Genomic DNA, 25,821 nt, shown 5'->3' with positions numbered 1-25,821 from the left:
TGCACGCAGCCGGAGGCGACCCAGCCAGCTCCCTGCCCGACTCCCAGCCCAGCCCTTCAGCCCGCCTTCAGCGCCGACCGGGCACACTGTCCACCGGAGGTGTGACGCGGATGCGGATCCTGGTGGTGGACGACGAGGTGCGGCTGGTCGACGGTGTGCGGCGCGGTCTCGAGGCCGAGGGCTTCGCGGTCGACGTGGCGGCGAACGGGGTCGACGGACTGTGGATGGCCCAGGAGCACCGGTACGACGCGATCGTGCTCGACATCATGATGCCGGGCATGAACGGGTACACGGTGTGCGAGCGGCTGCGTGCGGCCGAGGACTGGACGCCGATCCTCATGCTGACCGCCAAGGACGGCGAGTGGGACCAGGTCGAGGCTCTCGACACCGGTGCCGACGACTTCCTCAGCAAGCCCTTCTCGTACGCGGTCCTCGTGGCGCGGCTGCGCTCCCTGGTGCGCCGGGGCTCCCGCGAGCGGCCCGTGGTGCTCGAGGCGGGCGACCTGCAGCTCGACCCGGCAGCCCGGAGGGTGCGTCGCGGTGACGTCGAGATCGAGCTGACCTCGCGCGAGTTCGCCGTGCTGGAGTTCCTCATCCGCAACGCCGGGGACGTGGTGTCCAAGCGTCAGGTGCTCGACAACGTGTGGGACGGCGACTTCGAGGGTGACCCGAACATCGTCGAGGTGTACGTGCGCCACCTGCGCAACAAGGTCGACCGGCCCTTCGGGCGCGCGTCGATCGAGACGCTGCGCGGCGCCGGGTACCGGCTGGCGGTCGGGCGTGGCTGACGCAGCCCCGGCCCCAGCACCAGTCCCAGCCCGCCGTCGCCCGTGGCGCACCGTCCGGTCTCGCGCCGCGCTCGGCGCGGCCCTCGTGGTCGGCGTGTTCCTGGTGCTCGGGTCCTTCGTGTTCGTCGCGCTGCTCTCGGCGTCTCTGCGGGGCAGCGTCGAGCAGGGGGCGGCGGCCGACGCCGAGCTCGTCGCCGCGCAGGTGGAGGCCTCCGGCGAGGCGCGGATCCCGGCGTCCGACGACCACCTGCTGGTGCTCGTCTCCGCCGACGGCTCCGTGCTGGACGTCAGCGACGAGGACATCGTGCTCCCCTCGCCCCTGCCGCGCGGGGACTCTTTCACGGCCACCGTCGACGACGAGCCGGTGGTGTTCGTCGGCGAGGACGTCGAGGTCGCAGGGCAGGACGTCCGTGTGCTCGCCGGGCGCTCCCTGGAGGACTCCGAGGACGCGGTCAGCACCGTCGTGACGCTGCTCGTAGTGGCGGTCGTGGTGCTCGTGCTCCTCGTCGGGCTCACCGCCTGGGTGGTGGTCGGACGGGCGCTGGCGCCCGTCGAGCGGATCCGCAGCGAGGTGGCCGGTCTCGAGGCCCACGAGCTCGACCGTCGCGTGCAGGTCCCGCCGTCCGGCGACGAGGTGACGCGCCTCGCCGAGACCATGAACGAGATGCTCGGGCGCCTCGACCGTGCTCAGGCGGCGCAGCGTCGTTTCGTCTCCGACGCCTCGCACGAGCTCCGTTCGCCGCTCGCCGCCATGCGTCAGTACGCCGAGGTCGCCGCTGCGCACCCCGACAGGGTCGCGGTGACCGAGCTCGCCGGGACCGTCCTCGCGGAGGGGGCGCGCGTCCAGGACCTCGTCGAGTCGCTGCTGCTGCTCGCCCGGCTGGACGAGCGCTCGCGGCAGGGCAGCGGGCGCCCGGTCGACCTCGACGACCTGCTGCTCGCCGAGGCGTCCCGGCTCCGCGGTGCCGGGACCGTCGCGGTCGACGCCTCGAAGATCGGCGCGGCCCGCGCGCGCGGCGACGAGGCGCTGCTCGGGCGGGTGGTGCGCAACCTCGTCGACAACGCCGTGCGGCACGCCCGGTCCACCGTGACCCTCGCGTCGTGGGAGCAGGGCGGGGTGGTGCGCGTGGTCGTCGAGGACGACGGCGCGGGGGTGCCCGTGGCAGAGCGCGGGCGCGTGTTCGAGCGGTTCGTGCGCCTCGACGAGGCACGGGCGCGCGACGACGGCGGCTCGGGCCTCGGCCTGGCGATCGTCGCCGACGCGGTGCGTCTGCACGGCGGCGCGGTCGAGGTGGGCGACGGGACGGGTGGCGGTGCCCGCTTCACGGTCACGCTGCCCGCCGTCGGGGATGCCTGAGACGCGTCCCTGAAGAGCGCTTCAGGATGCTTCAGGAGGCCTTCAGCACCGCGGTCGCAGACTGCAGGCATGGACACGAACCGCATCCCCGAGAACCCTGACCGCGACGAGCACCCCCGCGACGAGAACCCTCGCGAGGCGAACCTGGCCCGCGAGGCGAACCCGGCCCGCGAGGCGAACCCGGCCCGCGAGGCGAACCCGGCCCGCGACGACCGGGCGGCAGCCCACGGCACGGATCGACCGGCTGGCGCGCAGGCGGCCCCGAGTGCGGCGCCCCCGGCCGTCCCGCCGTCCTCGGCGACCTACGCCGCGGCACCGGCCGCCTTCGCCACAGCCGCACCCGCGCAGAAGCAACCCGTGTGGCGTCGCAAGCCCGTGTGGATCACTGCCGCTGTGGTCGGTCTGCTGGCTGTCGGTGGCGCCGGGGCGGCGTACGCGCTCGACGAGCGTGACGACGACGACCGGTCCTGGAGCACCTCCGACGAGCGTCGCGGCGACGACTACCGCGACGGCGGCGAGTACCGCGACGGGAGCGGTGACCGCGACCGCGACGACCGCGACGACGACCGGGGCCAGGGCAGCCAGGACCTCGGCGCCGCGGCCCAGGGCGGGGCGCCTGCCGAGGGCGACCGCCCGGGCGACGGCGACCGTGGTGCCGACGACCGTCGCGACGCTGACGACGTGCCGCTCACCGACGCCGAGATCGCAGCCGTGACCGACGCCGCGCTCGCGGAGGCCGGTGGCGGCACCGTGACCGACGTCGACCGCAGCGACGACCGCGACCACGCCTTCGAGGTGGACGTGCTGCTCGAGAACGGCGACGAGCTCGAGGTCGAGCTCGACGAGGGTTACGTGGTGGTCTGGACCGAGCTGGACCCGGCCGACCGCGACTGAGGTCCTGAGGTCGAGGTGCTCTCGGGTGGCGGTGCTGCCGGTACCCGCCAGCCTCGGCCGGTGGTCGAGGTGCTCCCGGCCAGCAGCGCCGCCGGTGCCCGTCAGCCCTCGGCCGGCATGGTCTGCAGCAGCGAGAAGCGCGCCCCGGTCGGGTCGGCCACCGTGGCCGTCCGCCCGTACGGGGAGTCCGTCGGCGGGTCGACGACCGACCCACCGTGCTCGACCGCGACCGCCACGGCCGCGTCGACGTCGTCAGCCCAGAAGTAGACGACCCAGGACGCCGGTGCGGTGGCACCATCACCAGCGGCAGCGGCAGCGGCCCCGCCCCGCGAGCCGTCCTCGATGCCGGACCGGTCGACGCCGTCGGCGACGTGGACGGTGTAGCGGTAGTCCTCGGTGTCCGACTCGACGCGGGTCTCCCAGCCGAGGACGGTGCGGTAGAAGTCGATCGCTGCCGTGTAGTCGTGGGTCACGAGCTCGTGCCAGGCGGGGGTGCCGTGCTCCCGGCTGAGCTCGAAGCCGGTGTTCTGGTCGGGTTGCCACGTCTGGAACGTGGTGCCGGTGCTGTCGACGAAGACCGCCATCGTCCCCTGCACGTCGACCGTCATGGGCTCGACGAGCACCCGGCCGCCGTTCTGCTCGACGGAGGCCACCGTCGCGCCGCTGTCGGCCACCGCGAAGAAGGTGCCCCAGGCGTCTGGGAAGCCCGACCCGGGATGGTTGGGCATCATCCCGGCGATCATCGAGCCGTCCTTGGAGAAGGTCACGTACCCGCCGTACTCAGGGCGTCCCTCGGACGCCGTCCAGCCGAAGAGTGCGCTGTAGAAGTCGGCGGCGCGAGCGGTGTCGCCGCTGGCGAGGTCGATCCAGATCGGTGCGCCGAGCGGCGCGGGCTCCCGTGCAGGCATGGTGTGCTCCTCGCTGAGGCCTCCCGGTGACGTCCGCCACCGGCGTCGGCCCGGGTGTGACACCCGGGCCGACGGTGTGCTCTCACGGTAGGAGCGTCTCGGGCGGTCCGTCTTCTCCGAACTTGCGGAGAAGAAGGGGACCGTCAGGCTCAGCGCTCGCTCAGCGCCCGCCTCCAGACCTCGCCCCCTCAGCCTCTATCCCTCAGACCTCGACGAGCCCCGCGCGACGCGTCGCCCGCTGGGCCGAGCGCAGCGCGATGCCGATGCTCACGGCGGTGAGGAACGCGAGGACGGCGCCGATCGCGGACGTCAGGTCGACACCGTGGGCGAAGGCCGACCGCGCGGCCTCGAGCAGCGCGTCGGCCTGACCGGCGGGCAGACCGTCGGCGGCGCTCACGGCGCCGCCGAGGGTCTGCTGCGCCTGGTCGGCCACGGCGGGGTCGAGCCCTGCGGGGAGCTCGAGCCGGGTGCGGTAGACCGCGGCCAGGACGCTGCCGAGGATGGCGACGCCGAGCGACGCCCCGAGCTCGTACGCGGTCTCGGAGATGCCCGACGCGGCTCCCGCTCGCTCGGGTGGGACGGACGCGAGGATCGCGTCGTTGGTGAGCGTCTCGGCGAGCCCGGCGCCTCCGCCCACGAGGACGAAGATCACGACGATGACGCCGACGGAGGACGACCCGGTGAGGGTGGTCCCGAGCAGGTACCCGGCGGTCGCCAGCAGCAGACCGGTGGGGATGAGCAGCCAGATCGGCGCGACGCGGGCGAGCACGACGGCTGCCAGGCCCATGACGACGGTCGCGGCGGCACCGGGGAGCAGGTAGAGCCCTGCCTCCATCGGCGAGAGGTCGAGCACCAGCTGCAGGTACTGCGACACGAAGAAGATGAGGCCGGAGATCGAGAAGATCGCCATGAAGTTGGCGAGGACCGACGCCGAGAACACGCGGTTCTTGAACAGGCCGACCTCGAGCAGCGGGGTGCGTGAGCGCACCTGGCGACGGACGAACACGACGCCCAGGACCACGCCGAGCAGCAGCGACGCGACGCCGAGGGTGCTGATGCCGGAGGACGCGAGCTTCTTGATGCCGAAGACGAAGGGCAGCATCGACACGACGGAGAGCACGACGCTCACCGGGTCGAGGCGCACCGAGCCAGGGTTGCGGGACTCGGGCAGCAGGAACGGTGCGACGACCAGCAGGACGACGAGCACGGGGACGTTGATGAGGAAGATCGAGCCCCACCAGAAGTGCTCGAGCAGCCAGCCGCCGACGATCGGCCCGAGGGCAGAGCCCGCGGAGAACGCCGAGGCCCAGATGGCGATCGCGAGGCGCCGCTGGTTGTCGTCGAGGAAGAGGTTGCGCAGCAGCGCGAGGGTCGACGGCATCAGGGTGGCGCCGAAGAGCCCGAGCAGGGCGCGCGCGGCGATGAGGTGCGAGGCGTCACCGGCGAAGGCGGCGTAGACGCTCACGGCACCGAAGCCGGTCGCGCCGATGAGCAGCAGCCGACGACGGCCGACGCGGTCGCCGAGGGTGCCCATGGTGACCAGCAGGCCGGCGAGCATGAGCGGGTAGATGTCGACGATCCACAAGAGCTGGCTCGCGGTCGGCGAGAGCGCCTGGCTCAGCTGCGGGATGGCGAAGGACAGGACGGTGTTGTCGATGCTCACCAGCAGGACCGGGAGCATGAGCGCGGCGAGCCCGAGCCAGGCCCGACGGCCGGCGCGCGGCGGAGGCGTGGTGGCGCTCCCCGTCGGCGGGGTGGTGCTCGACGGCGTGGTGGGCTCGCTCTTGCTCGAGCGCGCACTCGTCGTCGTGCTCGGGGTGATGGGGTCGGTCGTGTCGTGACGGTGCAGCGACGGGTTGTCAGCCATGGTCTCGCCTCCTCGGTCGTAGGGCCGCGACTACTGTACCGGCTGGACGGTATAGCGGAGGTACAGTGTGACCATGTCCACCCGGCCTGACCGACCTGCCCCGCGAACGCGCACCGTGAAGCCCACCCGCGAGGTCCTCCTCGACGCGCTCGAGACCCTGCTCCTCGACGGAGGGTCGTCAGCCGCGACCCTCGAGGCCGTCGCCGCGGCTGCAGGGGTGTCCAAGGGTGGGCTGCTCTACCACTTCGGGTCCAAGGAGGCCCTCTACCAGGGGTTCCTCGACAGGCTCCTCGTCGAGTCGAAGGCCGAGGCCGACGGGACGCTCGCCGCGCCCGAAGGGGTGGTGGCCGCGTACCTCGACGTCTCGTCGGTGGCCGAGGACCCCTCGACCCGCTCGGTCCTCGCGGCCCTGCGCCTCGCCGGCGTCCAGGAGGTCGACGTCGAGGCGGCCCTCGTCGAGTCCTTCGAGTACTGGTACGAGGTCATCTCGAGGCGCGTGACCGACCCGGTCCTGGCCCGCCTCGTCCAGCTGGTCGGGGACGGCCTCTACCTCCACGCCCTCATCGGGACCGCGACACGCGAGCAGGACGACGAGGTCGTCGCCCGGGTCGTCGCGCTCGTCGCCGAGCACGAGCGCGACGCGGCGTGAGCCTGCCGGCAGAGCGGTAGGACCCGCCGTGGCTGCATCTTTCTGGGCCTGCGCGGCGATCACCCTCGTGAGCGCCTGCGTCAGTCTCGCCTATGCCGTCGCGGGCCTCAGGTCGGCGGTCGGGCCATCCCGGACACCCTCGATGTACGCACTCTCGCGCAGCGTCGCGCTCGTCCTCGTGGCGGTGGTCGCGCCTGTCGCAGGATCCGTCGGGTTCCTGGCGGCGGTCGCCGTCGTGATGGTCGTCGTCCAGGCGGGTGACAGCGTGGTGGGGGCGAAGGTCCGGGACCGGTTCAAGACCTTCGGGCCGGCGGCGACGGCCGCGGCGAACCTCGCAGCGCTCGTCTGGATGCTCGCGGGGTAGACGGCGCCCGCGCAGGAGCGCCACCCGTCGCCACCGGTCAGCCCCGACAGGCCTGGAGCACGGCGAGGCCTGCCGCACAGCTGTCTCGGTACGTCGGGTAGAGGTCCGCCCGCTGGTCCCGCGCCCAGCGGGCCAGGTCGAGCAGGCGCAGCGCGGTCATCCGGTGCAGCGTGCGGAGCGTGGTGTCGTCGAGGGGTGTACCCGTCCCGTCCGCGAGGTCGACGAGGGTCGACCACGGCAGCTCCCGGTCGACGACGACGGCGTGGAAGCTCCGTTGGAGCTCGGTCCACGGCGCCGGTCCGGTCGTCGCGGAGCCCCAGTCGAGGAGGACCGGTGCGACGTCGGCGCCCTGGGACACGAGGTTCCGCGGCGCGAGGTCCCCGTGCACGAGTCCCTGCGACGTCTCGAGGTCGTCGAGGTCGTGGAGCCACCGGCGGAGGGTGGGGAGGTCGTCGGGCTGGTACGCGCCGTCTGCCAGCAGGGGGTCGTCCGGCCCGAGCGCCGTCTGGTTGTAGTCGAGGTGCGCGGCCCAGGCGTGGTCGAGGTCGCGGCCGAAGCGGGAGAAGACCCCGTCGGGTGCATCGGTGAGGTCGGCCTCGGCGACGGACGAGGCGTGCCGACCGAGCCACCACCAGGGTCGGGCGACCGGCTCGGCGGCGGGCTCGACGTAGCGCGAGACCATCACGGGGATGCCTCGTGAGACGCCCACGTGCAGGACCTCCGGGACGGGGACGCCGCAGGTGCGTGCTGCCTCGACGGCCCACCGCTCCACCGGGAACTCGTCAGGCCTGCGAGGGTCGACGGGAGAGCGGACGACCCAGTCGACGTCGTCGCCCACCACCCGCAGCACGACGTTCACCACCCCGCCCAGCCGGTCGACCGTGGTGGGGGTGGCTCCGAGCTCCCGGACGACGCGGAGCGCCCGTGCGTCCTGCGTCTCGCGCTCGGTCTCGTCGGCGCCATCGCTCATTACTGCAGCGTAGGGGGCGGCGAGAGCCTAGGGGGCGGCGAGCGGCCGAGAGGTCGGCGACGCGTGGCACCCGGAGCACGTCGGTGCCAGAGGCCGTCCTCTGACCCAGTCCGACGGGGCCGGACTGCGGGGCGCACGGTGAGGCGGCCCGGTCCGCCAGTCGTACCTGCTCAGAAGGGTGGGTCGTCGGGCAGCTCGGGACTCTCGTCCAAGAACCCGGGGCGGGCGGTCGTCGCGGCGCTCCGCACTGCGGCGCGCGCGTCAGCCTGCGCGTCGATGTGCCTGGCGGCTTGGTCGAGGTAGGTGCGTCCGGTGGGCGCGGTCCAGCGCACGACGTCGGCAGTGGGGGCTACGTGGTCGTGGTCGTCGTGGCCGTTCTGGTTCGCGTGGTCTGGGTCGCGAACGCCTGAGCTCCGGTCCGGGTCGCGATGGCCTGAGTCGCTGTCCGGTGGCCAGGTCGGTGGCCGTTGCGTCGGTTCGGTCCTGACGGTCCAGGTGGTGGTGTGCTTCAAACGATGGTGGTGGCGGCACAGGTGGATGAGGTTGTGGTGGTCGGTGGTTCCGCCGTGGGCCCAGTCCTTCACGTGGTCGATGTCGCAGCGTTGTGCGCGGCGTGAGCAGCCGGGGAATCGGCAGGTCTCGTCGCGGATGCGCAGCCAGGACTTGAGGTCTGCTGGGACGGCGTAGCGGTCACGGCCGACTGAGAGCACGGTTCCGGTCTCGGGGTGGGTCAGGATCCTCAGGAAGCTCGGCGCCTGCGCTGCGAGGCGTCGGGCGGTGTTTGCGTCGATGGGTCCGTGTCCGGCGAGGTCTCCGGGCTCCTCGGAGTGACCGAGGAGGGTCATGACGGGGATCGTGACCGCGACCTGAGGCTTGATACCACCAAGGGAGACACGGTCGGCGATGCCCGCGATGGACTGAGTCGGCCCTCCGGTGGTGTGGTGGTCCGCGGTGTCAGTCATGACGGCGGTGCCCACGGCGCTGCTGTCGATCATTCGGCCCGTGCCCGTGCCCGTGCCCGTGCCCGTGCCCGTGCCCGTGCCCGTGCTCGTGTCCGAACCGGTGTGCTTGCCCAGGCGGGCGGTCGTGACTGAACCCGTGCCTGCGCCCGTGTTCGTGCCCGAGGTGGCCGTGGGGGTCTCACCTGCCGGTATCTGTCCGGCGTCGCAGGGTGCAGCCATCAAGGCCGCCCGTGCGTCGTCGTCGAGGAGCAGGTCGACGCTGGCGTCGGCGCGCAGCTGTGCCAGGGTGCGGGGCTCGTCGGGGCCTTGGACGGAGACGGCGATGTCGGTCAACCGGTGGAAGATCGCGGTGGCCTGGACCGCAGGCAGCAGATGGTGCAGCCATGCCATGCCGTCCCCGCACGGGTGCAGCTCGACGTGCCTGTCTTGGGCTGCGACCTGGTGGCGCTCGACCAGCGGGCGCGAGTCGCGGCGCTCACGCTCACGCCGGGCGACAGTCTTGAGGCGAGAGACCGTCAACGTCTGGGCCTTCTGGGCCAGCAACGCGTCGAGCTCCCGGACCGATGGTTCGTCCAGGCCCATGGTCGCGTCCAGGACCGTCTGCGCATGCCGGTAAGACACCGCACCCTCGCGCAGCGCGGCCATCGTGGCGGGGTGCTCATGCACCAGGGCCTGCGACTCGACCAGCAGAGCGTCCGCTGACCGCTCGGGCAGGCGCAGCGCGCACCCCAGCTCAGCAACCGCCGACCGCTGCGCGTCACGAAGATCCATCACGTCGGCCCGCTCCTTGCCCCGGTGCCGCGCGGCCACCTCAGCGACCACCGAAGACCACCGCCGCAGCTCCTCCACACGCTCAGCCGCCCGCGCCTGCGCAGCAGCCACCTCGGCGAACCCCGCCACCACCGCATCGAACATGTCACCCAGACGATCATTCGCCTGCGCGAGCGTCATCTCGTCCAGACCTGCTGGCGATGCCGTCGCAGTCACCGCCTTCGCCGCCCGCTCCCTGAGCGCCGCCTTCCGCACGAGGGCGAAACCAGCAGACTCCGACGGCTCTGTGCCTGCCAGCGGCTCAGGACCTGCTGGCACAGCACGGCCGAGGCCGTGCGTTCCGCGAGGTTTCAGAGGTTCCGTCGACATATCCCAATTCTACGGATCACCACTGACACACACGACGAGCCGGGCCGCTGCTGACCTTGCCCCCGGTACCCGAATTGCGGCTGTCGCGCCCCCCGAGCCCCGCCCCCCGAGCCCCGCCCCGCCGCACCAGACCCAGCAGCACCCCGCGACCCCGCCCGCCACAGCCACCTTCACCCCGTAGCCTGGGCACCGCACGATCCCGTCCTCCCTCACTCTGCCCGCCCGCCCGCCTGCCCGCTCCGCCTCCTCTCCCGCCCGCCCGCTCAAGCACCTCCGCACGCTCGTCCTCCCGCGCTCTCCCGCCCCTCCCTCCCAGACCACCGAGGTGATCCCCGTGGCAGTCGTCCTCCTGACCGGTTTCGAGCCCTTCGGCGGGCAGGCCGTGAACCCGTCGTGGCAGGCCGTCCAGCTGCTCGCCTCGCACTGGGACGGCCCGGCCGAGCTCGTGACCCTCGAGCTCCCGGTCGACTTCCGGACCGCTGGCCCGGCCCTCGCGGACGCGATCGCGAGCGCGCAGCCTGACGTGGTGATCGCCGTGGGGCAGGCCGGCGGACGTCCGGACGTCACGGTCGAACGGGTCGCGATCAACGTCGACGACGCCCGCATCCCCGACAACGGCGGCTACGCGCCGGTCGACGAGCCCGTGGTCGACGGCGGACCTGCCGCGTACTTCTCGACGCTGCCCGTCAAGGCGTGCGTCGCCGCCATGACCGAGGCGGGCGTCCCCGCGTCCGTCTCGCAGACGGCGGGGACCTTCGTGTGCAACCACGTGTTCTACCGGGTGGTGCACGAGCTCACCGCACGACCCGGTGCCCGCGGCGGCTTCGTGCACGTGCCGTTCACCCCGGAGCAGGCCGCCGGTACCCGCCACCCGAGCATGTCGCTCGAGGCCGTCGCGGCCGGGCTGGACGCCGTGGTGCGCACGACGCTGTCGACCACGGACGACCTCCGCGTCACCGGCGGCACGACGCACTGAGCGGACGGCGCGCCGAGGGGCCCCGGCTCCGACGCCCTGGACCACCGCCCGCCCTGCGCCTCCGCCCCGCCCCGCCCTGCGCCTCCGCCCGCTCCGCTCCGACCCGCCCTGCGCCTCCGCCCGCCTGGCACCTCCACCCGCCTCGCGCCTCCACCCGCCGCATCGCCACCATCTCCGCTCTCGACATGCGAGACCCGCAGAACTGTGCCCTTCCCAGCCGTTCGTGCAGGACGTGTGGAGGCTCAGAAAGCCACCCGCCCTTCAGGATGCGAGGTCTGTCCCGGGGACGTAGCGTCGAGGTATCGGACAACCTAAGGAGGCCCTCATGGGACTTGGTGACAAGATCAAGAACGCAGCAGAAGACGCCAAGGGCAAGGTCAAGGAAGCGACCGGCTCTGTCACCAACAACGAGAGCCTCGAGGCAGAGGGCAAGGCCGACCAGTCGGCAGCCTCCGCCAAGAAGGCCGGCGAGAACGTCAAGGACGTGTTCCGCGACTGATCGTCCGAACCACAGCTTCTCGAGCCCGCCCCAGTTCCTCGGGGCGGGCTCGCCTGCGTCTGGGGGAAGGCGGACCACCTTCGCCCAGACGCAGACGGGCTCAGCCCCAGCCGCTCAGCGGCACCCGTAGGCAGCGGCGATCTGCTCGTCGCTCGGTCGGCCGTAGGCCCACTCGCCCGAGCCGTTGCCGTCGTCGTACCCCATGCTGATGGCCCACGAGGTCGCGAACATCTCGTCGTCGCTGTTGAACGGCGGGGCAGCGTAGAGGTCGTAGCACTTGCTCGTGATCGCGTGGCCGGTCTCGTGGACGACGAGGGCCTGGATCCCGATGTCGGGCCACAGCTCCGCGACGTTGTCGGAGAGCTGGATGGTCGAGTAGCCGTACTGGGCGGTGGTCCAGGTGGCGAGGCCGCCCGAGTTCCCGTCCGGTCCGGCGCCGTTGACCTCCGGCGCCCAGCTGAAGTCGATCGGCACGCCACCCGACAGGGACCGCGCGAAGGCCTCGATCTCCGGCCGTGCGGGGTGCACGGGGTGGGCGAGGAGCCACTCCTGGTCCACCTGCGACGTCGCGACGGCCTGTGCTGCCGCGGTGAACCCGGCCAGCTCGGTGCTGCTTGACGTCGACCACGAGGCGAGAACCCCGTCCGCCGCGACCTGCATGTCCGAGCGCGACGCGTTGGTCGCCACCGGGTTCGTGTCGAGGTAGAACTGCGAGGTCCCCGGGACCGTCGCGAGCAGCGCCTCGGCGGCGTCGGTCAGCCCGACCCGTTGCGTCTCGACGACGTCGAGCGCGTCCTGGGTTTCGGCGAGCATCGTGTCGACCGTCGCTGTGTCGGCCTCGACATCCTCGGTCGCCTCGAGGATCTCCGCAGTGGTGGTGGGGCGCTCGGCGGGCTTCTCGGGGGCGTCCCATGTCTCTCCCCACCCGTCGAGCGTGGTGGCGAGGTCGGTCCGTGCGGTGTCGAGCGCCGCGCGCTCTGCTGCGGGGACGACGTCGGCCGCGGCGGCGTCGAGGAGCGTGGCGGCGGCGTCGGTGTCCTCTCCGGCGGTCGTCAGGGCGGTGTCGACGTCGGTGGCGAGGGTGCCGAGCGACGTGATGCGCTCGTCGAGGTCGGCGACGGCGGTGTCGTACGCCTCCTCGGCTGCGGCGAGCTCCTCCGCCTCTCGTGCCTCACGGGCCTGCTGGTCGGCCAGCTCCTGCGCGGCCCGCTGCTCGTTCGCGCGGTCGACGAGCGCCACGGTGGTGCCGCCGCCGAGTGCGAGCACGATCACCACGCCGAACGCGACGACCCAGCGGCGCGATCGACGAGGTGGGCGGGTGGCTGTGGCGGCCCAGGGGCTCTGCGGGGCCGCGGTCTGCGGAGGTCCGTAGCCTGCGTGCTGGGGTGATCCCGTCGACGCTGGTCCTGTCGACGGCTGCTGGTGACGGGGCTGCTGGGGACGAGGTTGCTGGTACCCGCCCGCAGTGCCCCGAGGTGACGGCGGTGCGTAGGGCGCCTGCGGTGCGTGAGCCCCGTGCTGGCCGCGAGGGGTCTCCGGCGCGTGCGTCTGCCCGTAGCCGTGACCGGGTGCCGGCTGGTGCCCGTGCTGGACCGGCGGCGTTGCCGGAGCCGGCGGTGCCGCCGGAGGGGCAGGTGGCGCAGGAGGGCCAGGTGGCGTCGGCGGGGGAGTCGGCGCAGCCGGTCCCGGGGGAGCGGTCGAGGGCTGGCTCGGTGCGCCAGGCGCTGGCGGACGCGGCACGTCGGGCTGGGGCTCGTCGGGCGGCGGCGGCGGAGGCGTGGCGCTCATCGTCACAGTGTGCAGCGTCCGCGGCGCGGAGGCGAGGGGCCCGGATGGGCTGGAGTCCCCGGGTGAAGTGAGGGGTGCCCGGCGGCGACAGGGCGCGAGGCCCAGACGACCCGGCCTGGCCCGGCCTGACCGGTCTCGGGCCTGCCCAGCCCAGCTCAGAGCTGACCGTGGTCAGGCGGTCGGGGAGTCCGGGGCGATCTTCCACTCGTCGGTGGGGTCGATCTGGTCGCGGATCAGGGACGTGGCGTCGCGGAGCCCGTGCGACTGCTCTGGGGTCAGCGCGTCGAAGACGAGGCTGCGGACGTTCTCGACGTGTCCCGGGGCGGTCGCGACGATCTTGTCGAGACCCGCCTCGGTGAGGATCGCGTTGGTGTGCCGACGGTCGCGGACGCTCGGCTCGCGGCGGACGAAGCCCTGCTTCTCGAGGCGCTTGACCACGTGCGACAGGCGCGACAGCGACCCGCTGGTCAGCCGGGCGAGCTGCCCCATGCCCAGGGTCCGGTCGTCCTGCTCGGACAGCATGGCGAGGACCATGTACTCGTAGAAGCTGATCCCCGCGTCACGAGTGAGCTGGGCGTCGAGCGCCGACGGGAGCCGGATGATGACCTCGGACAGGCGCAGCCAGGTGAGGTTCTCGTCGGCGGAGAGCCAGCGAGGGTCCTGGGGTGCGGTCGGGTCGGTCATGCGTCCACGATAGCCCATTTGCTTGATTCTTCAAATAATTCACCGCCGGTGACCCGCCACCCACGCCTCCCAGAGACGCGCGTAGGTGCCACCCGCCTCGACGAGGTCCTGGTGGCTCCCGGACTCCACGACCCGCCCGGCGTCGAGCACCACGACGCGGTCCGCGTCGGCCGCCTGGCTGAGCCGGTGCGCGATGACGATCGCAGTCCGGCCCTCGAGCGCGGCACGGGCAGCCGTGTCGAGCGACGCGGCCGACCCGGACCCCGCCTCGGCCGTGGCCTCGTCGAGGACTGCGAGGGGTGGGTCGGTCAGGACGAGACGGGCCAGCGCGAGCTGCTGCGCCTGGTCGGCGCTGAGCTCGTGACCGCCGGCCCCGACCGCCGTCTCCAGGCCGAGTGCCGGCGCCCACGAGGCCCCGACGCGGGCGAGCGCGGCGAGCAGCTCGTCGTCCGTGGCCTCCGGCGCGGCGAGCCGGAGGTCCTCGGCGAGGGTCCCGGAGAAGACGTGCACCTGCTGGCTCACCAGCACCGTGGTCCGCGGCGGCGGAGGCCACTGCCCCGCGACCGTCAGGCTGCCGGCCGCCGGAGGGTGGATGCCGAGCACGATCGAGGCGAGGGTGGTCTTGCCGGCCCCGGAGGCCCCGACGAGCGCGACGTGCTCGCCCGCTCGCACGGTCAGCGACACCGAGTCGAGCACGCGACGCTCGCCGTAGTCGAAGCTCACGTCGTCGATCACCACGAGCGGTGAGCCCGGGGCGGGTGGAGACGACGGCTCGGACGACGACGGCTCGGACGACGACGGCTCCGGCGACGACGGCTCCGACGTCGCCCGCGCTGATGCCCGCCCTGAGGCCGGCTCCTCCTCCGACGACGACGTCAGGAGCGTCAGCCCGAAGAGCCGGGCGAGGCCTGCCCCGGCCTTCTGGAGCTCGTCCACCTGCCCGAGCACCGTGCCGATGGGGTCGAACAGCCGGTAGAAGAACAGCGCTGCCGCGGTCGCGGCCCCGACGGTGGCCGTGCCCTCGCCCACGAGCCAGTACCCGACCGTGAGGACGGAGGCGAGGCCGACGAGCTCGGCGGCGTTGAGCTGGTTGTAGAACCGGGTGAGCAGCCGGGTCGCGTGGACCGAGAGCCCGATGGCGCGGCGCGACCGGTCGGCGACCAGCTGCTCGTGCCGGGCGCCCAGGCCGAGGGAGACGACGGTGCGGCGGGCCGACACGGTCTCGATGACCTGCTCGGTGCGCTCGGCCTCCGCCACGCGCACCTCGCGGTACACGGGGCCCGAACGGGCCAGGAACCAGCGCAGCGCGAAGGCCTGGAGCGGCGCGGCGACCACGGCTGCCACCGCGAACCGCCAGTCGAGGGCCCCGAGGCCGACGAGGGTCAGGGCGATGGTGAGGGCCGCGGACGTGAAGGCCGGGAGCACGCCGGTGATGGCCTCGCTCACCGCCTCGACGTCGCCCGAGACACGGGAGACGACGTCCCCCGTCCCGGCCGCGTCGACCCGGGCGACGGGCAGGGCCACCGCAGCACCGAGCACGTCCTCGCGCAGGTCCGCGAGCGCACCCTCGCAGAGCGTCGCGAGCATCACGCGACCGACCATGCCCAGGCCGGCCGCCGCGAGGCCCGCGAGCAGCAGGCCGACAGCGACCGTCACCAGCGAGGACGTGGGCTCGCCCTCGACGACGTGGTCCACGAGCACCCCCAGCAGCGCGGGGGTCGCCAGCCCGCACACGGCGGCGAGCAGCAGCACGGCAGAGGTCGCTGCGAGCCGGGCCCGACGGACGCGCAGCAGCTGCCACATGGCCCGCCGGGTCTGCCGGGTCGTCGCGACCGGCAGCGGGGAGTGGGTGGCGGCGGACTGGGGTACGGCGGGGTGCGGCGCGGCGCTGGTCGGTCCTGGTGCGGTCCCGGTGCTCATGCGACCACCTCGAGGTCGGTGCTGCGGTCGGGTCGGGGGGCGGCGTCGTCGGCAGCGTCCGGGGGCGCGACCGGCCCCAGGTGCACGACGGTGTCGCAGGCGGCGAGCAGCGCCGGGCTGGTGGTGACGACCAGCACCGCCTTGTCGGGGAAGTCCCGCAGGCCGGCGGCGATCGCCGCCTCGGTGACCGAGTCGACCGCCGTCGTCGGGTCGTGCAGCACGAGGACCGGCTCGGGCCGGTGCAGCGCGCGCGCCAGCACCAGGCGCTGACGCTGCCCGCCCGAGAGGTTGTGGCCGCGCGGGCTGACAGGGCTGTCCAGCCCGGTGGGCAGGTGGGTGAGCACCTCGGCGAGGCCGGAGGTGGCCACGACACGCTCGTCGAGGCTGGTCGCCCCAGAGGCTGAGCCTGTGCCGGCAGCGCCGGTGCCGGTCGCGGCGGCGTCCGACCCGGTCGACCGGACGACGTCCCGGACCGTGCCGGCGAGGACGGCCGCGTCGTGCTCGGCGGCGAAGACCGTCGTGCGGACGGTCGACGGGTCCGCGTCGGCGAGGTCGGTGCCGCGGACGGACGCCAGCCCGGCGACCGGCACGGCGCGCAGCCCCAGCGCGTCGACCAGGTGCTGCGCGGAGGCGTGGTCGTGCGCGACCACGCCGACGACGTCGCCGGGCCGGAGCGGGACCTCGGCAGAGTCCACGGTGTCTCCGGAGTCCACGGCGTTGTCGTCTGCGGTGCCCTCGGTGCTCGGCACGGCTGCGCGCGCCACCGTCCGGGTCCCGCGGACGCTGATCAGGACCTCCGCCGGTCCCGGCGCGCCGTCTGGGGAGGCAGGCGTGCCGTCGCCGCCGTCGAGCAGCAGGTGCGGGTCGGCCAGGAGGGCGCGCAGCCGCTGGGCGGACGCGCGCCGCTGCGCGAGGTCGACCCCGAGGAACCCGAGGGCGGACATGGGGTTCTGGACGAGCTGGGCGAGCCCCACCACCATGACGAGCTCGCCCGTGGTGATCGAACCGCGCAGCGCCATCCACCCGGCAGCGAGGGCGATCCCGGCGAGGAACACCGAGGAGAGCGCGGCGCTGAGCGACGTGTAGGCGGCCTTGGCGCGGGCAGCGCGCAGCGCGGCGGTGAGCGAGCCCCTGCTCGCCGCGCGGTAGCGGGCGACCGCGGCGTCCTCGGCGCCGAGTCCCTTGAGGACCCGCAGCCCTGTCATCGAGTCGGTCGCGAGGGTCCCGGCGCGCGCGGCGGCCTCCTGCTCGCGGGCGCTGCGGCTCTCGAGCGGGACGGACAGCCGGTGCATCACCACGAGGACGAGCGGTGTCGCCACCAGCACGGCGAGGCCGAGGGGCACCGACACCAGCAGCAGCGACACGGCCACGGTGACCACCGCGGCGACGGCGCCGAGGCACTCGGCGACCATCCACGCGGTCCCCGCCACCCGAGAGGTGTCCGAGGTCGCGATGCTCAGCACCTCGCCCGGGGCGCGGGGCGCGACGGCGCCGCGCGGGTCCAGGGTCCGGTGGACGACGAGGTCGCGCAGGTCGTGCTGCCCGTAGGCGTACACGCGCATGGTCGCGAGCATCCCGGTGCGCCAGGCGAGGGTCAGGACGGTGAACACGACGACGAGCAGACCGAGCCAGCGGACCAGCGCACCGCCGTCCCGCGGGACGATCGCCTGGTCGACCACGGCGCCGACGACCACCGGGACGAGGGCCTCGCTCACCTGGTGCAGCATGAGGCCGACGCTCCCGACCCCCAGAAGCCGGCCTCGGCGTGCCCCGAGGAGCGAGTAGCGGACGAGCCGGGCGGCGGACCATCCCGAGGCGTCGGGTACGGGGGATCTCTGCGGGCGCGACGGGTCCACGCGACGGGGAGGCATGCGAGTTACCTTAGGCTTACCTCATCATGGCCTCAATGGGATACCGTGCCGACCTATGTCGATGATCGGCCAGCCGGCGGCTCTGGACCCGCCAGCCCCACGGGTGCGCTCGGTGAGCTCGCGTCACTTCCCGCCCAGCGGCCCCGACCGCTGGGACTCCCACAGCCACGACGTCCACGAGCTCCTCTGGGGCGCCGAGGGGGTCCTGACCGTCGAGACCGCCGACGGCTACTTCATGGTCCCGGCCGTCCTCGGCCTGTGGATCCCCGCCGGTGTCGCCCACGCCGTCCAGTGCGCGGGAGGCACCGGGTTCTGGTGCACCTACGTCGACGCCGACGTCCGACCCGAGTTCACCGGCCGCACCACCGCCGTCACCGTCACACCGCTGCTCCGCGAGCTCCTCGTCCACATGGCGGCCGAGCCCATGCGCGCCGAGGTCCGAGACGCCTCTGCGGCGCTCGCGGTCGCGCTCCTCGAGGCCGTCGACATGTCGCCCATGGTGCTGCCGATGCCCACGGACGCACGGCTCGCGAGCATCGCGAGGGCGCTGCTCGACGATCCCGGCGACCGTCGCTCCCTCGACGACTGGGGCACCGAGGTGTCGGTGAGCGTCCGCAACCTCTCCCGCCTGTTCCACCGGGAGACCGGGATGACCTTCGCCCAGTGGCGGGTGCACGCGCGGGTACGGCTCGCGGTCGGCCTCCTGGCCTCCGGGCTCTCCGTCGGGACCGTGAGCCGCCGTGTCGGCTACTCGACGCCGAGCGCCTTCGTGCAGTCCTTCCGCAGGGTCCTCGGGCACACGCCCGGGTGGTACGGCGCTGCTGCGGCGCACGGTGCTGCTCGCGCCCTGGACGGCGGGGCGCCAGGCGCGGACGGCCGGGCCTCGGGCGGGCCGGCGACGAGCGCAGGCCGGTCTGCGACACCGTCTGGCCTGTGAGACGTACTGGACACCTTCTCCGGCCCTGAGGCTAAAGTTAGGGTAGGTAAGCCTAAGTAGCGCGGACGCCGGCCCCTGGCCGCGGATCCCGACGCACCAGGCCTACCGCCTCGACCGAAGGACCCTCATGTCACGAGTCATGCCGCCTGCCCTGACACGCGCCCAGTCACGCGCCCTGCCGTCTGCTGCGCCGCGCACCTCCGTCGCGCTCGCCGCTGCTGGCGTCGCCGCGATGCTGCTCACCGCCTGCTCGACCACGAGCGACGCCGCGACCAGCGCCGACGGCACGTCCGCCGCGACCGGCAGCGCGACGCGCACCGTCGACAGCGAGTTCGGCGAGGTCACCCTGCCGACCGACCCGCAGGCCGCCCTCGGCATGTACACGACCGACCTCGACATGCTCATCACGCTCGGCGTCCCGCTGGCCCAGAGCCAGCCGATCCGCGACAACGGCTACTCGACCTTCCCGTCGTTCTTCGACCAGGAGGCCCTCGAGGGGATCACGCCGTTCACGAACTTCCCGGAGTTCAGCTACGAGTCGATCCTCGCCGCGCAGCCGGACCTCGTGGTCAACGGCCTCGGCTACGACGAGAGCATCGGCGAGAAGCTCTCCGAGATCGCCCCCACGTACTCCTTCAACGGGTTCGACGGCAGCGACTGGCGCGTGAAGTTCGAGGCCCTCGCCGAGGCCCTCGGCCGCACCGCCGAGCACGACGCCTGGACTGAGAAGTACCAGGCCAAGGTCGACGACATCCGGGCCCGCCTCGACGCGGCAGGGCTCGACCCCGTGGTCGGCTCGGTCGGCGTCAACGACGACCAGGTCACCGTGTCCTGCTACGGCACGCCCTGCCTCGTCTTCGACGACCTCGGCCTCGACATCACGCCGCTCTCCGACGGCGAGGGTGCCTACCTCAGCTTCGAGGAGGTCGGCCAGCTCGAGGGGATCGACGCCGTCTTCACGTCCATGCCGCCCGAGACCGACGGCAGCTTCGCCGACTCCTTCGAGGCGCTCGCCGGCAACGCCGTCTGGCAGCAGCTGCCCTTCGTCACGGAGGGTCAGATCTTCACGAGCGACCTCGAGATGATCTACGGCTCGCCGTCCGGCCAGTACGCCTTCCTCGAAGAGGTCGAGAAGGCGCTGCTGCCGTGAAGATCTTCCGTGCCGAGGTCGTCCGGACCGAGCGGGTCACCGCCGGGATGATCCGCATCGTGCTCGGCGGCGAGGACGTCGCCGACTTCGTGTCGACCGGTGTCGGGGACGAGTACCTCCGGGTGTTCCTCCCCGAGCCGGGCGAGCGCGAGCCCGTGCTGCCCTTCGCCACCGAGAACAGCTGGGACTACCCCGAGGGCGTCACGCCGTCGCCGATGCGCACCTACACCGTGCGCGCCGTCGACCCGGCGGCCGGCACGCTGACCGTCGACTTCGTGGTGCACGAGGGCGGCGTCGCGGCGACCTGGGCGCAGCGCGCCACGGTCGGCGACGTCGTCGGCCTCAACTCGCCGTGCGGGCTCTACAGCCCACCCGAGGGTCTCGAGTGGCAGCTGCTGCTCGCCGACGCGACGGGGCTGCCCGCCGTCGGACGGCTGGTCGACCAGGCTCCCGCCGGCGTGCGGACCCGCGTGATCGTCGAGGTGCCGGACGCCTCCCACCACCAGGAGCTCGGCCGGCCCGACGTCGACGTCGTCTGGGTCTACGGTGGCAACGGGCACAGCCAGTCGCGCCTCGACGAGATCCTGCGGTCCGTCGACCTGCCCGACGGCGTCGGCTACGTGTGGTTCGCCGGCGAGGCCAAGGTCATGCGCACCGTCCGCAAGCACCTGCGCCACGAGCGGGGGCTCCCGGGCTCCGCGTACAAGGTCATCGGCTACTGGACCGACAAGGTCGAGGAGTGGACCGAGCGCTGGGACGCCGTCGACGCCGAGACCAAGCAGTGGCTCATGCGGCTCTGGGACGACGAGGGCCGTGCGGTCGAGGAGATCGAAGACGAGTACTTCGCGACGCTCGAGACGCTCGGGCTGTAGGGCAGGGACAGACGATGACGACGACCTCGACGAGAGACACCGGCACCCAGCCGCCCGGCGGGCACCTGCCCCCGGGTGGTCCGGTGACCGCAGCGGGTGGCGAGCTGCCCGAGGCTGCGACAGCCCCCGCCGGTGTCGCCCACACCAACGCGACCCGGACCTTCTGGCTGCTCGTGCTCGTCGGGGTGCTCGCCGTCGCGCTGCTGCTCAGCCTCGCCGTCGGGTCCAAGACCATCCCCTTCGGCACGGTCCTCAGCGGGCTGTTCTCGCCCGACGGGTCGAACGACCACATCATCGTGCGCGACATGCGCGCGCCACGGACCGTGCTCGGGCTCCTCGTCGGCATCGCCCTCGGGCTCTCGGGCGCGATGATCCAGGCGCTGACCCGCAACCCGCTCGCCGACCCCGGGATCCTCGGGGTCAACGCGGGAGCCGGGTTCGCCGTCGTCGTGGGTGTCGCCGTCTTCGGCGTGGTGAGCATCCAGCAGTACATCTGGTTCGCCTTCGTCGGGGCCGTGGTCACGACGGTGGTCGTCTACGTCATCGGGTCGATGGGCCGCGGGGGGACCACCCCGGTCCGGCTCACCCTCGCCGGGATCGCCATCGGCGCGGTCCTCGGAGGGATCTCGTCGGGCATCACGCTGCTCAACCCGCGTGTCTTCGACGCGATGCGGTTCTGGGGAGCCGGGACCCTGAGCAACCGCACGTGGGAGATGGTCGCGACCGTCACCCCGTTCATCGTCGCCGGGACGCTCGTCGCGCTCCTCGTCGCCCGGCCGCTCAACGCGGTCGCGCTCGGCGACGACCTCGCCAGCTCCCTCGGGGCGAACCTCGTCCGCACCCGGGTGTGGGTCGTCGTGGGCGTCACGCTGCTGTGCGGCGCGGCCACCGCGGCCGCCGGGCCGATCGGCTTCGTCGGGCTCATGGTCCCGCACGTCGCCCGCTGGTTCGTCGGGCCCGACCAGCGCTGGATCATGCCGTACACGCTCGTCATGGCACCGACGCTGCTGCTCGTCTCCGACGTCGTCGGGCGTGTGGTGCTGCGACCCGGCGAGCTGCAGGTGGGCATCGTCACGGCCTTCGTCGGGGCGCCCGTCCTCATCTGGCTCGTCCGACGACGGAAGGTGAGCGGGCTGTGAGCACCGACCTCCAGCAGGCCGGGGCGACACCGACGCCCGGTCAGACACCTCCCACGCCAGGTGCGGTCTCGCGCGTCAGCAGCGGGCGACCGACCTGGACGCTCCGGCTCGCCCGGGGCCGGCTGTCCGGCCGGGTCGACGTGCGCACCCTCGTGGTGCTCGTCTCCCTCACGGTCGTCGCGCTCGGCGTCGGTCTCGTCGCCCTCGGCGTCGGCGACTACGAGGTGGCCGTCCCCGACGTCCTGCAGGCCCTCTTCGGTGAGACCACGTCGGTGGTGCGCATGGTCGTCGTCGACTGGCGGCTGCCCCGCGTGCTCCTCGCGCTGCTGCTCGGCGCCGCGCTCGGCGCGAGCGGTGCGATCTTCCAGTCGATGACCCGCAACCCGCTCGGCAGCCCCGACATCATCGGCTTCAACACCGGTGCGTACACCGGTGCGCTCGTGGTCATCCTGCTGCTCGGCGGCTCGTACTACGACATCGCCGCCGGCGCGATGGTCGGCGGCCTCGTGACCGCCGGTCTCGTCTACGCCCTCGCCTACCGCGGCGGGGCGCAAGGGTTCCGGCTGATCATCGTGGGCATCGCGATCAGCGCCGTCCTCGCCTCAGTCAACACCTGGCTCATCATCAAGGCCGACCTCGAGAAGGCCATGAGCGCGGCGACCTGGGGCGCCGGCTCCCTCAACGGGCTCTCGTGGGCGCAGGTGGGTCCGGTCGTCATCATCCTGGTCGTCCTGGTGCCCGCCCTCGTGGTGCTCAGCCGACGCATGGGGATCCTCGAGATGGGTGACGACGCCGCCCAGGCCCTCGGCGTCCGCACCGAGCCGACCCGGCTCGCCATGCTCGTGGTGGGTGTGGCGCTCACCGCGCTCGTCACCGCGGCCGCCGGGCCCATCGCCTTCATCTCGCTGGCCGCCCCGCAGCTCGCGCGGCGCCTCACCCGCAGCCCGTCGGTCGCGATGCTGCCCTCCGCCGTGCTCGGTGCACTCCTGCTGGTGGTGAGCGACCTCGCCGCGCAGCGGGTGTTCGCACCGACCCAGCTCCCCGTCGGCGTCGTCACCGTGAGCGTCGGCGGCTGCTACCTCGTGTGGCTGCTCGCCCGAGAGGCGCGACGGCAGTGAGACGACGCGACAGAGCACCAGAGCTCCTTCCCCCGACCCCGCGCAGAGAGACCACCCAGATGACCACCGACGTGCTCGGCACCACCAGCAGCTCGACAAGCGCAGCGGGGAGCCCTCAGGGCGTCGCGGGCCCGAGGCTCCGCGCCGAGGGCGTCACCATCGGGTACTCCGAGCACCCGGTGTCGAAGGGCCTGAGCGTCGAGATCCCCGACGACTCCTTCACGGTGATCGTCGGGCCGAACGCCTGCGGCAAGTCCACCCTGCTGCGTGCGCTGTCCCGCCTGCTCAAGCCCTCCGAGGGGCAGGTCGTGCTCGACGGCGAGGCCATCACGTCCTACAAGGCCAAGGAGGTCGCACGCCGCCTCGGCCTGCTGCCGCAGACGTCGATCGCGCCCGACGGCATCACCGTCGCCGACCTCGTGGCCCGCGGCCGCTACCCGCACCAGAAGCTGCTCCGGCAGTGGTCCGTCGAGGACGAGGCGTCGGTGGTCCGGGCGCTCGAGGCCACGCAGGTCACCGCGCTGTCCGGGCGCCTGGTCGACGAGCTGTCGGGCGGGCAGCGTCAGCGCGTCTGGGTGTCCATGGTGCTCGCGCAGGAGACGCCGCTGCTGCTCCTCGACGAGCCCACGACCTTCCTCGACATCGCCCACCAGATCGAGCTGCTCGAGCTCTTCGGGGACCTCAACCGCCGCGGCCACACCCTCGTCGCCGTGCTGCACGACCTCAACCACGCCTGCCGCTACGCGACCCACCTCATCGCCATGAAGGACGGCGCCGTCGTCGCCCAGGGGCGGCCCGAGGAGATCATCACCGCGGAGCTCGTCGAGGAGGTCTTCGGCCTGCGCTGCATGATCATCGAGGACCCGGTCAGCAAGACCCCCCTCGTCATCCCGCTCGGCCGCCCGCACACCGCGGAGGAGCCGGAGGCGTAGCAGGCAGGACCGGTCGCGGTCGCGCGAGAGTGCCGCGGCACCGATAGTGGTCCGATGACCGCCAGCGGCTCGACGCCACCCCCGACCGGACCGACCGCGCACGCGGCTGGTGCTGCCCACCCGCACCGCGTCCCCTGGTGGGCGCTCGTCTCGGCGGTGGTCGCCCCAGTGTCGATGATCGGCGCGTGGACACTGTCGGCGGCGCTGCAGCCGTCCTTCGACCCGGTGCGCGACACCATCAGCGACCTCGCGACCGCCGGCATGGTCGCGCCCTGGGTGATGGGTGCGGGGCTCGCGGTCACGGGCGTCGCGCACTGCGTCACCGCGGCGGGCCTGCGGGACGTGCCGACCGCCGGCCGGGCGTTCCTCGTGCTCGGCGGGCTCGCGACCTTCGCCGTCGCGATGTTCCCCTCCGACACCCACTCCCAGCTGCACGGCATCTCGGCCGCCGTCGGCTTCGGCGCCCTGGGTCTGTGGCCCGCGCTCGCGGCACGCCGGGGAGAGAGCGGTGTGCTCTCGCCGAAGGTCGCCATCCCCGCCTCGGTGGTGCTGCTCGGTCTGGTCGGCGTCTTCGTCGCCGAGCTGCAGCAGGTCACGCCCGACGACGGCGCGCTCACCGGGCTCACCGAGCGCCTCGTCGCGGGTGCCCAGTCGCTGTGGCCCCTCGTCGTGGTCGCCGCGCTCCGGCGTCGGCGGCGGGCGGGGCGGCCTCTCGCCGCCTGACTCGCGGCGGCCGGGGGCCTCAGGCCCCGGCGTGCCTGGGGTGGAGCACGACGACGTCCGCGCCGTCGCACAGCAGCTCCAGGTCTCCGGGGTCGGACGTGACGACCAGCGACGGGGCATGTCTGCGAGCGGTGGCAGCGACGAGGGCGTCGACCGTCAGGTCCTTCTTCTTCGCGCGGACGCCCTCGGCCCTCTCCCGGAGGGCTCCCGCCTCCGCGGCGACGTCACGGGTGAGGTCCTCGACGACCAGACGGTTCACCGTGTGCCAGACGGCGGCGTCAGACCGGCGTCCGGTGATGGTCTCGGCCAGTACGACGGCAGGCACGACGACCCGGCTCCCCAGCCGCACCGCGGCTGTCAGCAGGGCGTGCAGGCCGGGGTCGTGGGTGGCCGCACCCGAGAGCCCTCCGGAGTCGAGCACGACGGTCCTGGGCGCGGTGGTCATCCCAGGAGCTCGGCTGCCCGGGCGACGGCGGTGTCGTCTGCTGGGCCGTGCGCGTCGTCCATCTCCGCGACGAGCGCTGCGAGGTTGTCCCGCTCGCGCTTCTCGCGCATCGCCTCGAAGACCCACGCGGAGAACTTGCCCTTGGGGATCTCCGCCGTGACCTCGTCGAGGAAGTCCCCCGGCGCAGTGGCAGAGAAGCGTCGGTACCCGCTCGTCTCGGTGCTCATCGTTCGATCATATCGGCGATCTGAACCTCAGGGGAGGGGGCCCTGGGTCGACTCTCAGCCTCGCGCCGTAGGATCCTCGGACGACCTGCCCGCCCGGTCTGCCGACCCTCCACGAACAGGACCTCCACCATGCCCTCGCCCCGCCCGTCCACCGTCGGACGCGTGTTCTCCGTCGTCGCCCTCGTGGAGGCCTTCACCTGGGCCGGCCTGCTGGTCGGCATGTTCCTCAAGTACGTCACGGAGACCACCGACCAGGGCGTCTGGCTGTTCGGCCGCCTGCACGGCGGGGTGTTCGTCCTCTACGTGGTCGTCGCCCTCGTCGCCGCGGTGCGGCTCCGCTGGTCCTGGAAGGTCGCCTTCGTGGCGCTCGCGGCGAGCGTCCCCCCGCTCATGACCCTCGTCTTCGAGGTGTGGGCGCGCCGCCACCAGCTGCTGGCAGCACCGGAGCACCGCACCGCGGGCGCGGCGCTCCCGAGCGGCAGCAGCAGTGCCGACCGCGATCGTGACGACGACAGCGTCCGAGTCTGACCTCGGCACCTTGCCGGAACGTGTCGCCGCGCCCGGCCGGTTCGACGCCGCGGGTCCCGCCGGTTGCGAGGTGACCCCACCCGCCCGACCATGAGAGAGAGCCTCGCGCACAC

General features: G+C 73.0%; 25 protein-coding genes. 15 read left to right on the top strand and 10 right to left on the bottom strand.

Features of this window, described 5'->3' with window-relative positions:
* Window positions 1–110: 110 nt before the first annotated feature.
* The 3 genes from SKED_RS18445 (at window position 111) to SKED_RS19845 (ending at window position 3,039) form a co-directional block, all read left to right on the top strand.
* Window positions 111–788, top strand: a complete 678-nt coding sequence (locus SKED_RS18445) for a response regulator transcription factor (protein ID WP_012868701.1) — start codon at window positions 111–113, stop codon at window positions 786–788.
* Window positions 781–2,145 (top strand): sensor histidine kinase, encoded by a 1,365-nt coding sequence (locus SKED_RS18440; RefSeq protein WP_042438188.1) that lies wholly within the window; start codon window positions 781–783, stop codon window positions 2,143–2,145. The genes SKED_RS18445 and SKED_RS18440 overlap by 8 nt, the downstream gene beginning before the upstream one ends.
* Window positions 2,146–2,214: 69 nt before the next feature.
* Window positions 2,215–3,039, top strand: coding sequence for a hypothetical protein (locus SKED_RS19845; RefSeq protein ID WP_012868699.1), 825 nt, complete (start codon window positions 2,215–2,217; stop codon window positions 3,037–3,039).
* Between the two features lie 101 nt (window positions 3,040–3,140).
* On the opposite strand, the gene SKED_RS18430 is transcribed toward SKED_RS19845, so the two are convergent.
* Window positions 3,141–3,947 (bottom strand): VOC family protein, encoded by an 807-nt coding sequence (locus tag SKED_RS18430; RefSeq protein ID WP_012868698.1) that lies wholly within the window; start codon window positions 3,945–3,947, stop codon window positions 3,141–3,143.
* Window positions 3,948–4,149: 202 nt separating this feature from the next.
* Window positions 4,150–5,814 carry an MFS transporter gene (locus SKED_RS18425; protein WP_012868697.1) on the bottom strand — a complete coding sequence of 555 codons (1,665 nt, stop codon included), beginning with the start codon at window positions 5,812–5,814 and terminating at the stop codon, window positions 4,150–4,152.
* A gap of 73 nt (window positions 5,815–5,887) precedes the next feature.
* Here SKED_RS18425 and SKED_RS18420 point away from each other — a divergent pair, with 73 nt between their 5' ends.
* Together SKED_RS18420 and SKED_RS18415 are read left to right on the top strand one after the other, a co-directional pair.
* Window positions 5,888–6,463 (top strand): TetR family transcriptional regulator, encoded by a 576-nt coding sequence (locus SKED_RS18420; protein WP_042438185.1) that lies wholly within the window; start codon window positions 5,888–5,890, stop codon window positions 6,461–6,463.
* 142 nt (window positions 6,464–6,605) lie between these two features.
* Window positions 6,606–6,827 (top strand): hypothetical protein, encoded by a 222-nt coding sequence (locus SKED_RS18415; protein WP_012868695.1) that lies wholly within the window; start codon window positions 6,606–6,608, stop codon window positions 6,825–6,827.
* Between the two features lie 37 nt (window positions 6,828–6,864).
* On the opposite strand, the gene SKED_RS18410 is transcribed toward SKED_RS18415, so the two are convergent.
* Entirely contained in the window at window positions 6,865–7,797 is a 933-nt protein-coding gene (locus tag SKED_RS18410) for a phosphotransferase family protein (protein WP_012868694.1), read from the bottom strand.
* A gap of 170 nt (window positions 7,798–7,967) precedes the next feature.
* Window positions 7,968–9,710: an HNH endonuclease signature motif containing protein gene (locus SKED_RS19310; protein ID WP_012868693.1), complete on the bottom strand. Its 1,743-nt coding sequence runs from the start codon at window positions 9,708–9,710 to the stop codon at window positions 7,968–7,970.
* Between the two features lie 523 nt (window positions 9,711–10,233).
* Here SKED_RS19310 and pcp point away from each other — a divergent pair.
* Entirely contained in the window at window positions 10,234–10,875 is a 642-nt protein-coding gene (gene pcp / locus SKED_RS18395) for a pyroglutamyl-peptidase I (RefSeq protein WP_012868692.1), read from the top strand.
* Between the two features lie 325 nt (window positions 10,876–11,200).
* Window positions 11,201–11,374 carry a CsbD family protein gene (locus SKED_RS18390; protein ID WP_012868691.1) on the top strand — a complete coding sequence of 58 codons (174 nt, stop codon included), beginning with the start codon at window positions 11,201–11,203 and terminating at the stop codon, window positions 11,372–11,374.
* 114 nt (window positions 11,375–11,488) lie between these two features.
* On the opposite strand, the gene SKED_RS18385 is transcribed toward SKED_RS18390, so the two are convergent.
* The 4 genes from SKED_RS18385 to SKED_RS18370 form a co-directional block, all read right to left on the bottom strand.
* Complete coding sequence (locus SKED_RS18385) at window positions 11,489–12,646, bottom strand: hypothetical protein (RefSeq protein WP_143755842.1); 1,158 nt, start codon at window positions 12,644–12,646, stop codon at window positions 11,489–11,491.
* A gap of 687 nt (window positions 12,647–13,333) precedes the next feature.
* Window positions 13,334–13,846, bottom strand: a complete 513-nt coding sequence (locus SKED_RS18380; RefSeq protein WP_012868689.1) for a MarR family winged helix-turn-helix transcriptional regulator — start codon at window positions 13,844–13,846, stop codon at window positions 13,334–13,336.
* 39 nt (window positions 13,847–13,885) lie between these two features.
* Window positions 13,886–15,766, bottom strand: a complete 1,881-nt coding sequence (locus SKED_RS18375) for an ABC transporter ATP-binding protein (protein WP_012868688.1) — start codon at window positions 15,764–15,766, stop codon at window positions 13,886–13,888.
* Window positions 15,763–17,637, bottom strand: a complete 1,875-nt coding sequence (locus SKED_RS18370) for an ABC transporter transmembrane domain-containing protein (RefSeq protein ID WP_143755840.1) — start codon at window positions 17,635–17,637, stop codon at window positions 15,763–15,765. Before SKED_RS18370 ends, SKED_RS18375 begins: the two co-directional genes overlap by 4 nt.
* Before the next feature lie 112 nt (window positions 17,638–17,749).
* Between SKED_RS18370 and SKED_RS18365 the strand changes: the two genes are divergently transcribed.
* The 7 genes from SKED_RS18365 to SKED_RS18335 all read left to right on the top strand — a co-directional run bounded on the left by SKED_RS18365 (window position 17,750) and on the right by SKED_RS18335 (window position 24,508).
* Complete coding sequence (locus SKED_RS18365) at window positions 17,750–18,574, top strand: helix-turn-helix domain-containing protein (RefSeq protein ID WP_245534591.1); 825 nt, start codon at window positions 17,750–17,752, stop codon at window positions 18,572–18,574.
* A gap of 127 nt (window positions 18,575–18,701) precedes the next feature.
* On the top strand, window positions 18,702–19,724 hold the full coding sequence (locus tag SKED_RS18360) for an ABC transporter substrate-binding protein (RefSeq protein WP_245534590.1): 1,023 nt from the start codon (window positions 18,702–18,704) through the stop codon (window positions 19,722–19,724).
* Window positions 19,721–20,596: a siderophore-interacting protein gene (locus SKED_RS18355; protein ID WP_012868684.1), complete on the top strand. Its 876-nt coding sequence runs from the start codon at window positions 19,721–19,723 to the stop codon at window positions 20,594–20,596. The genes SKED_RS18360 and SKED_RS18355 overlap by 4 nt, the downstream gene beginning before the upstream one ends.
* A 14-nt stretch (window positions 20,597–20,610) precedes the next feature.
* On the top strand, window positions 20,611–21,735 hold the full coding sequence (gene fepD, locus SKED_RS18350; protein ID WP_012868683.1) for a Fe(3+)-siderophore ABC transporter permease: 1,125 nt from the start codon (window positions 20,611–20,613) through the stop codon (window positions 21,733–21,735).
* Window positions 21,732–22,853, top strand: a complete 1,122-nt coding sequence (gene fepG, locus SKED_RS18345) for an iron-enterobactin ABC transporter permease (protein WP_012868682.1) — start codon at window positions 21,732–21,734, stop codon at window positions 22,851–22,853. Before fepD ends, fepG begins: the two co-directional genes overlap by 4 nt.
* Window positions 22,854–22,912: 59 nt before the next feature.
* Window positions 22,913–23,785, top strand: coding sequence for an ABC transporter ATP-binding protein (locus tag SKED_RS18340; protein ID WP_012868681.1), 873 nt, complete (start codon window positions 22,913–22,915; stop codon window positions 23,783–23,785).
* Window positions 23,786–23,839: 54 nt separating this feature from the next.
* Window positions 23,840–24,508, top strand: coding sequence for a DUF998 domain-containing protein (locus SKED_RS18335; RefSeq protein WP_012868680.1), 669 nt, complete (start codon window positions 23,840–23,842; stop codon window positions 24,506–24,508).
* Window positions 24,509–24,527: 19 nt separating this feature from the next.
* On the opposite strand, the gene SKED_RS18330 is transcribed toward SKED_RS18335, so the two are convergent.
* Window positions 24,528–24,953: a PIN domain-containing protein gene (locus tag SKED_RS18330; protein WP_012868679.1), complete on the bottom strand. Its 426-nt coding sequence runs from the start codon at window positions 24,951–24,953 to the stop codon at window positions 24,528–24,530.
* Window positions 24,950–25,180 (bottom strand): hypothetical protein, encoded by a 231-nt coding sequence (locus SKED_RS18325; RefSeq protein ID WP_012868678.1) that lies wholly within the window; start codon window positions 25,178–25,180, stop codon window positions 24,950–24,952. Before SKED_RS18325 ends, SKED_RS18330 begins: the two co-directional genes overlap by 4 nt.
* A 129-nt stretch (window positions 25,181–25,309) precedes the next feature.
* On the opposite strand from SKED_RS18325, the gene SKED_RS18320 reads away from it, so the two are divergent.
* Complete coding sequence (locus SKED_RS18320) at window positions 25,310–25,708, top strand: DUF3817 domain-containing protein (RefSeq protein WP_012868677.1); 399 nt, start codon at window positions 25,310–25,312, stop codon at window positions 25,706–25,708.
* Window positions 25,709–25,821: the final 113 nt, after the last annotated feature.

Origin of the sequence: Sanguibacter keddieii DSM 10542, assembly GCF_000024925.1 — a bacterium.
Lineage (GTDB): Bacteria > Actinomycetota > Actinomycetes > Actinomycetales > Cellulomonadaceae > Sanguibacter > Sanguibacter keddieii.
The sequence above is the reverse complement of the archived record's forward strand: the minus strand, read 5'-3'. Positions and strand labels throughout refer to the sequence as shown.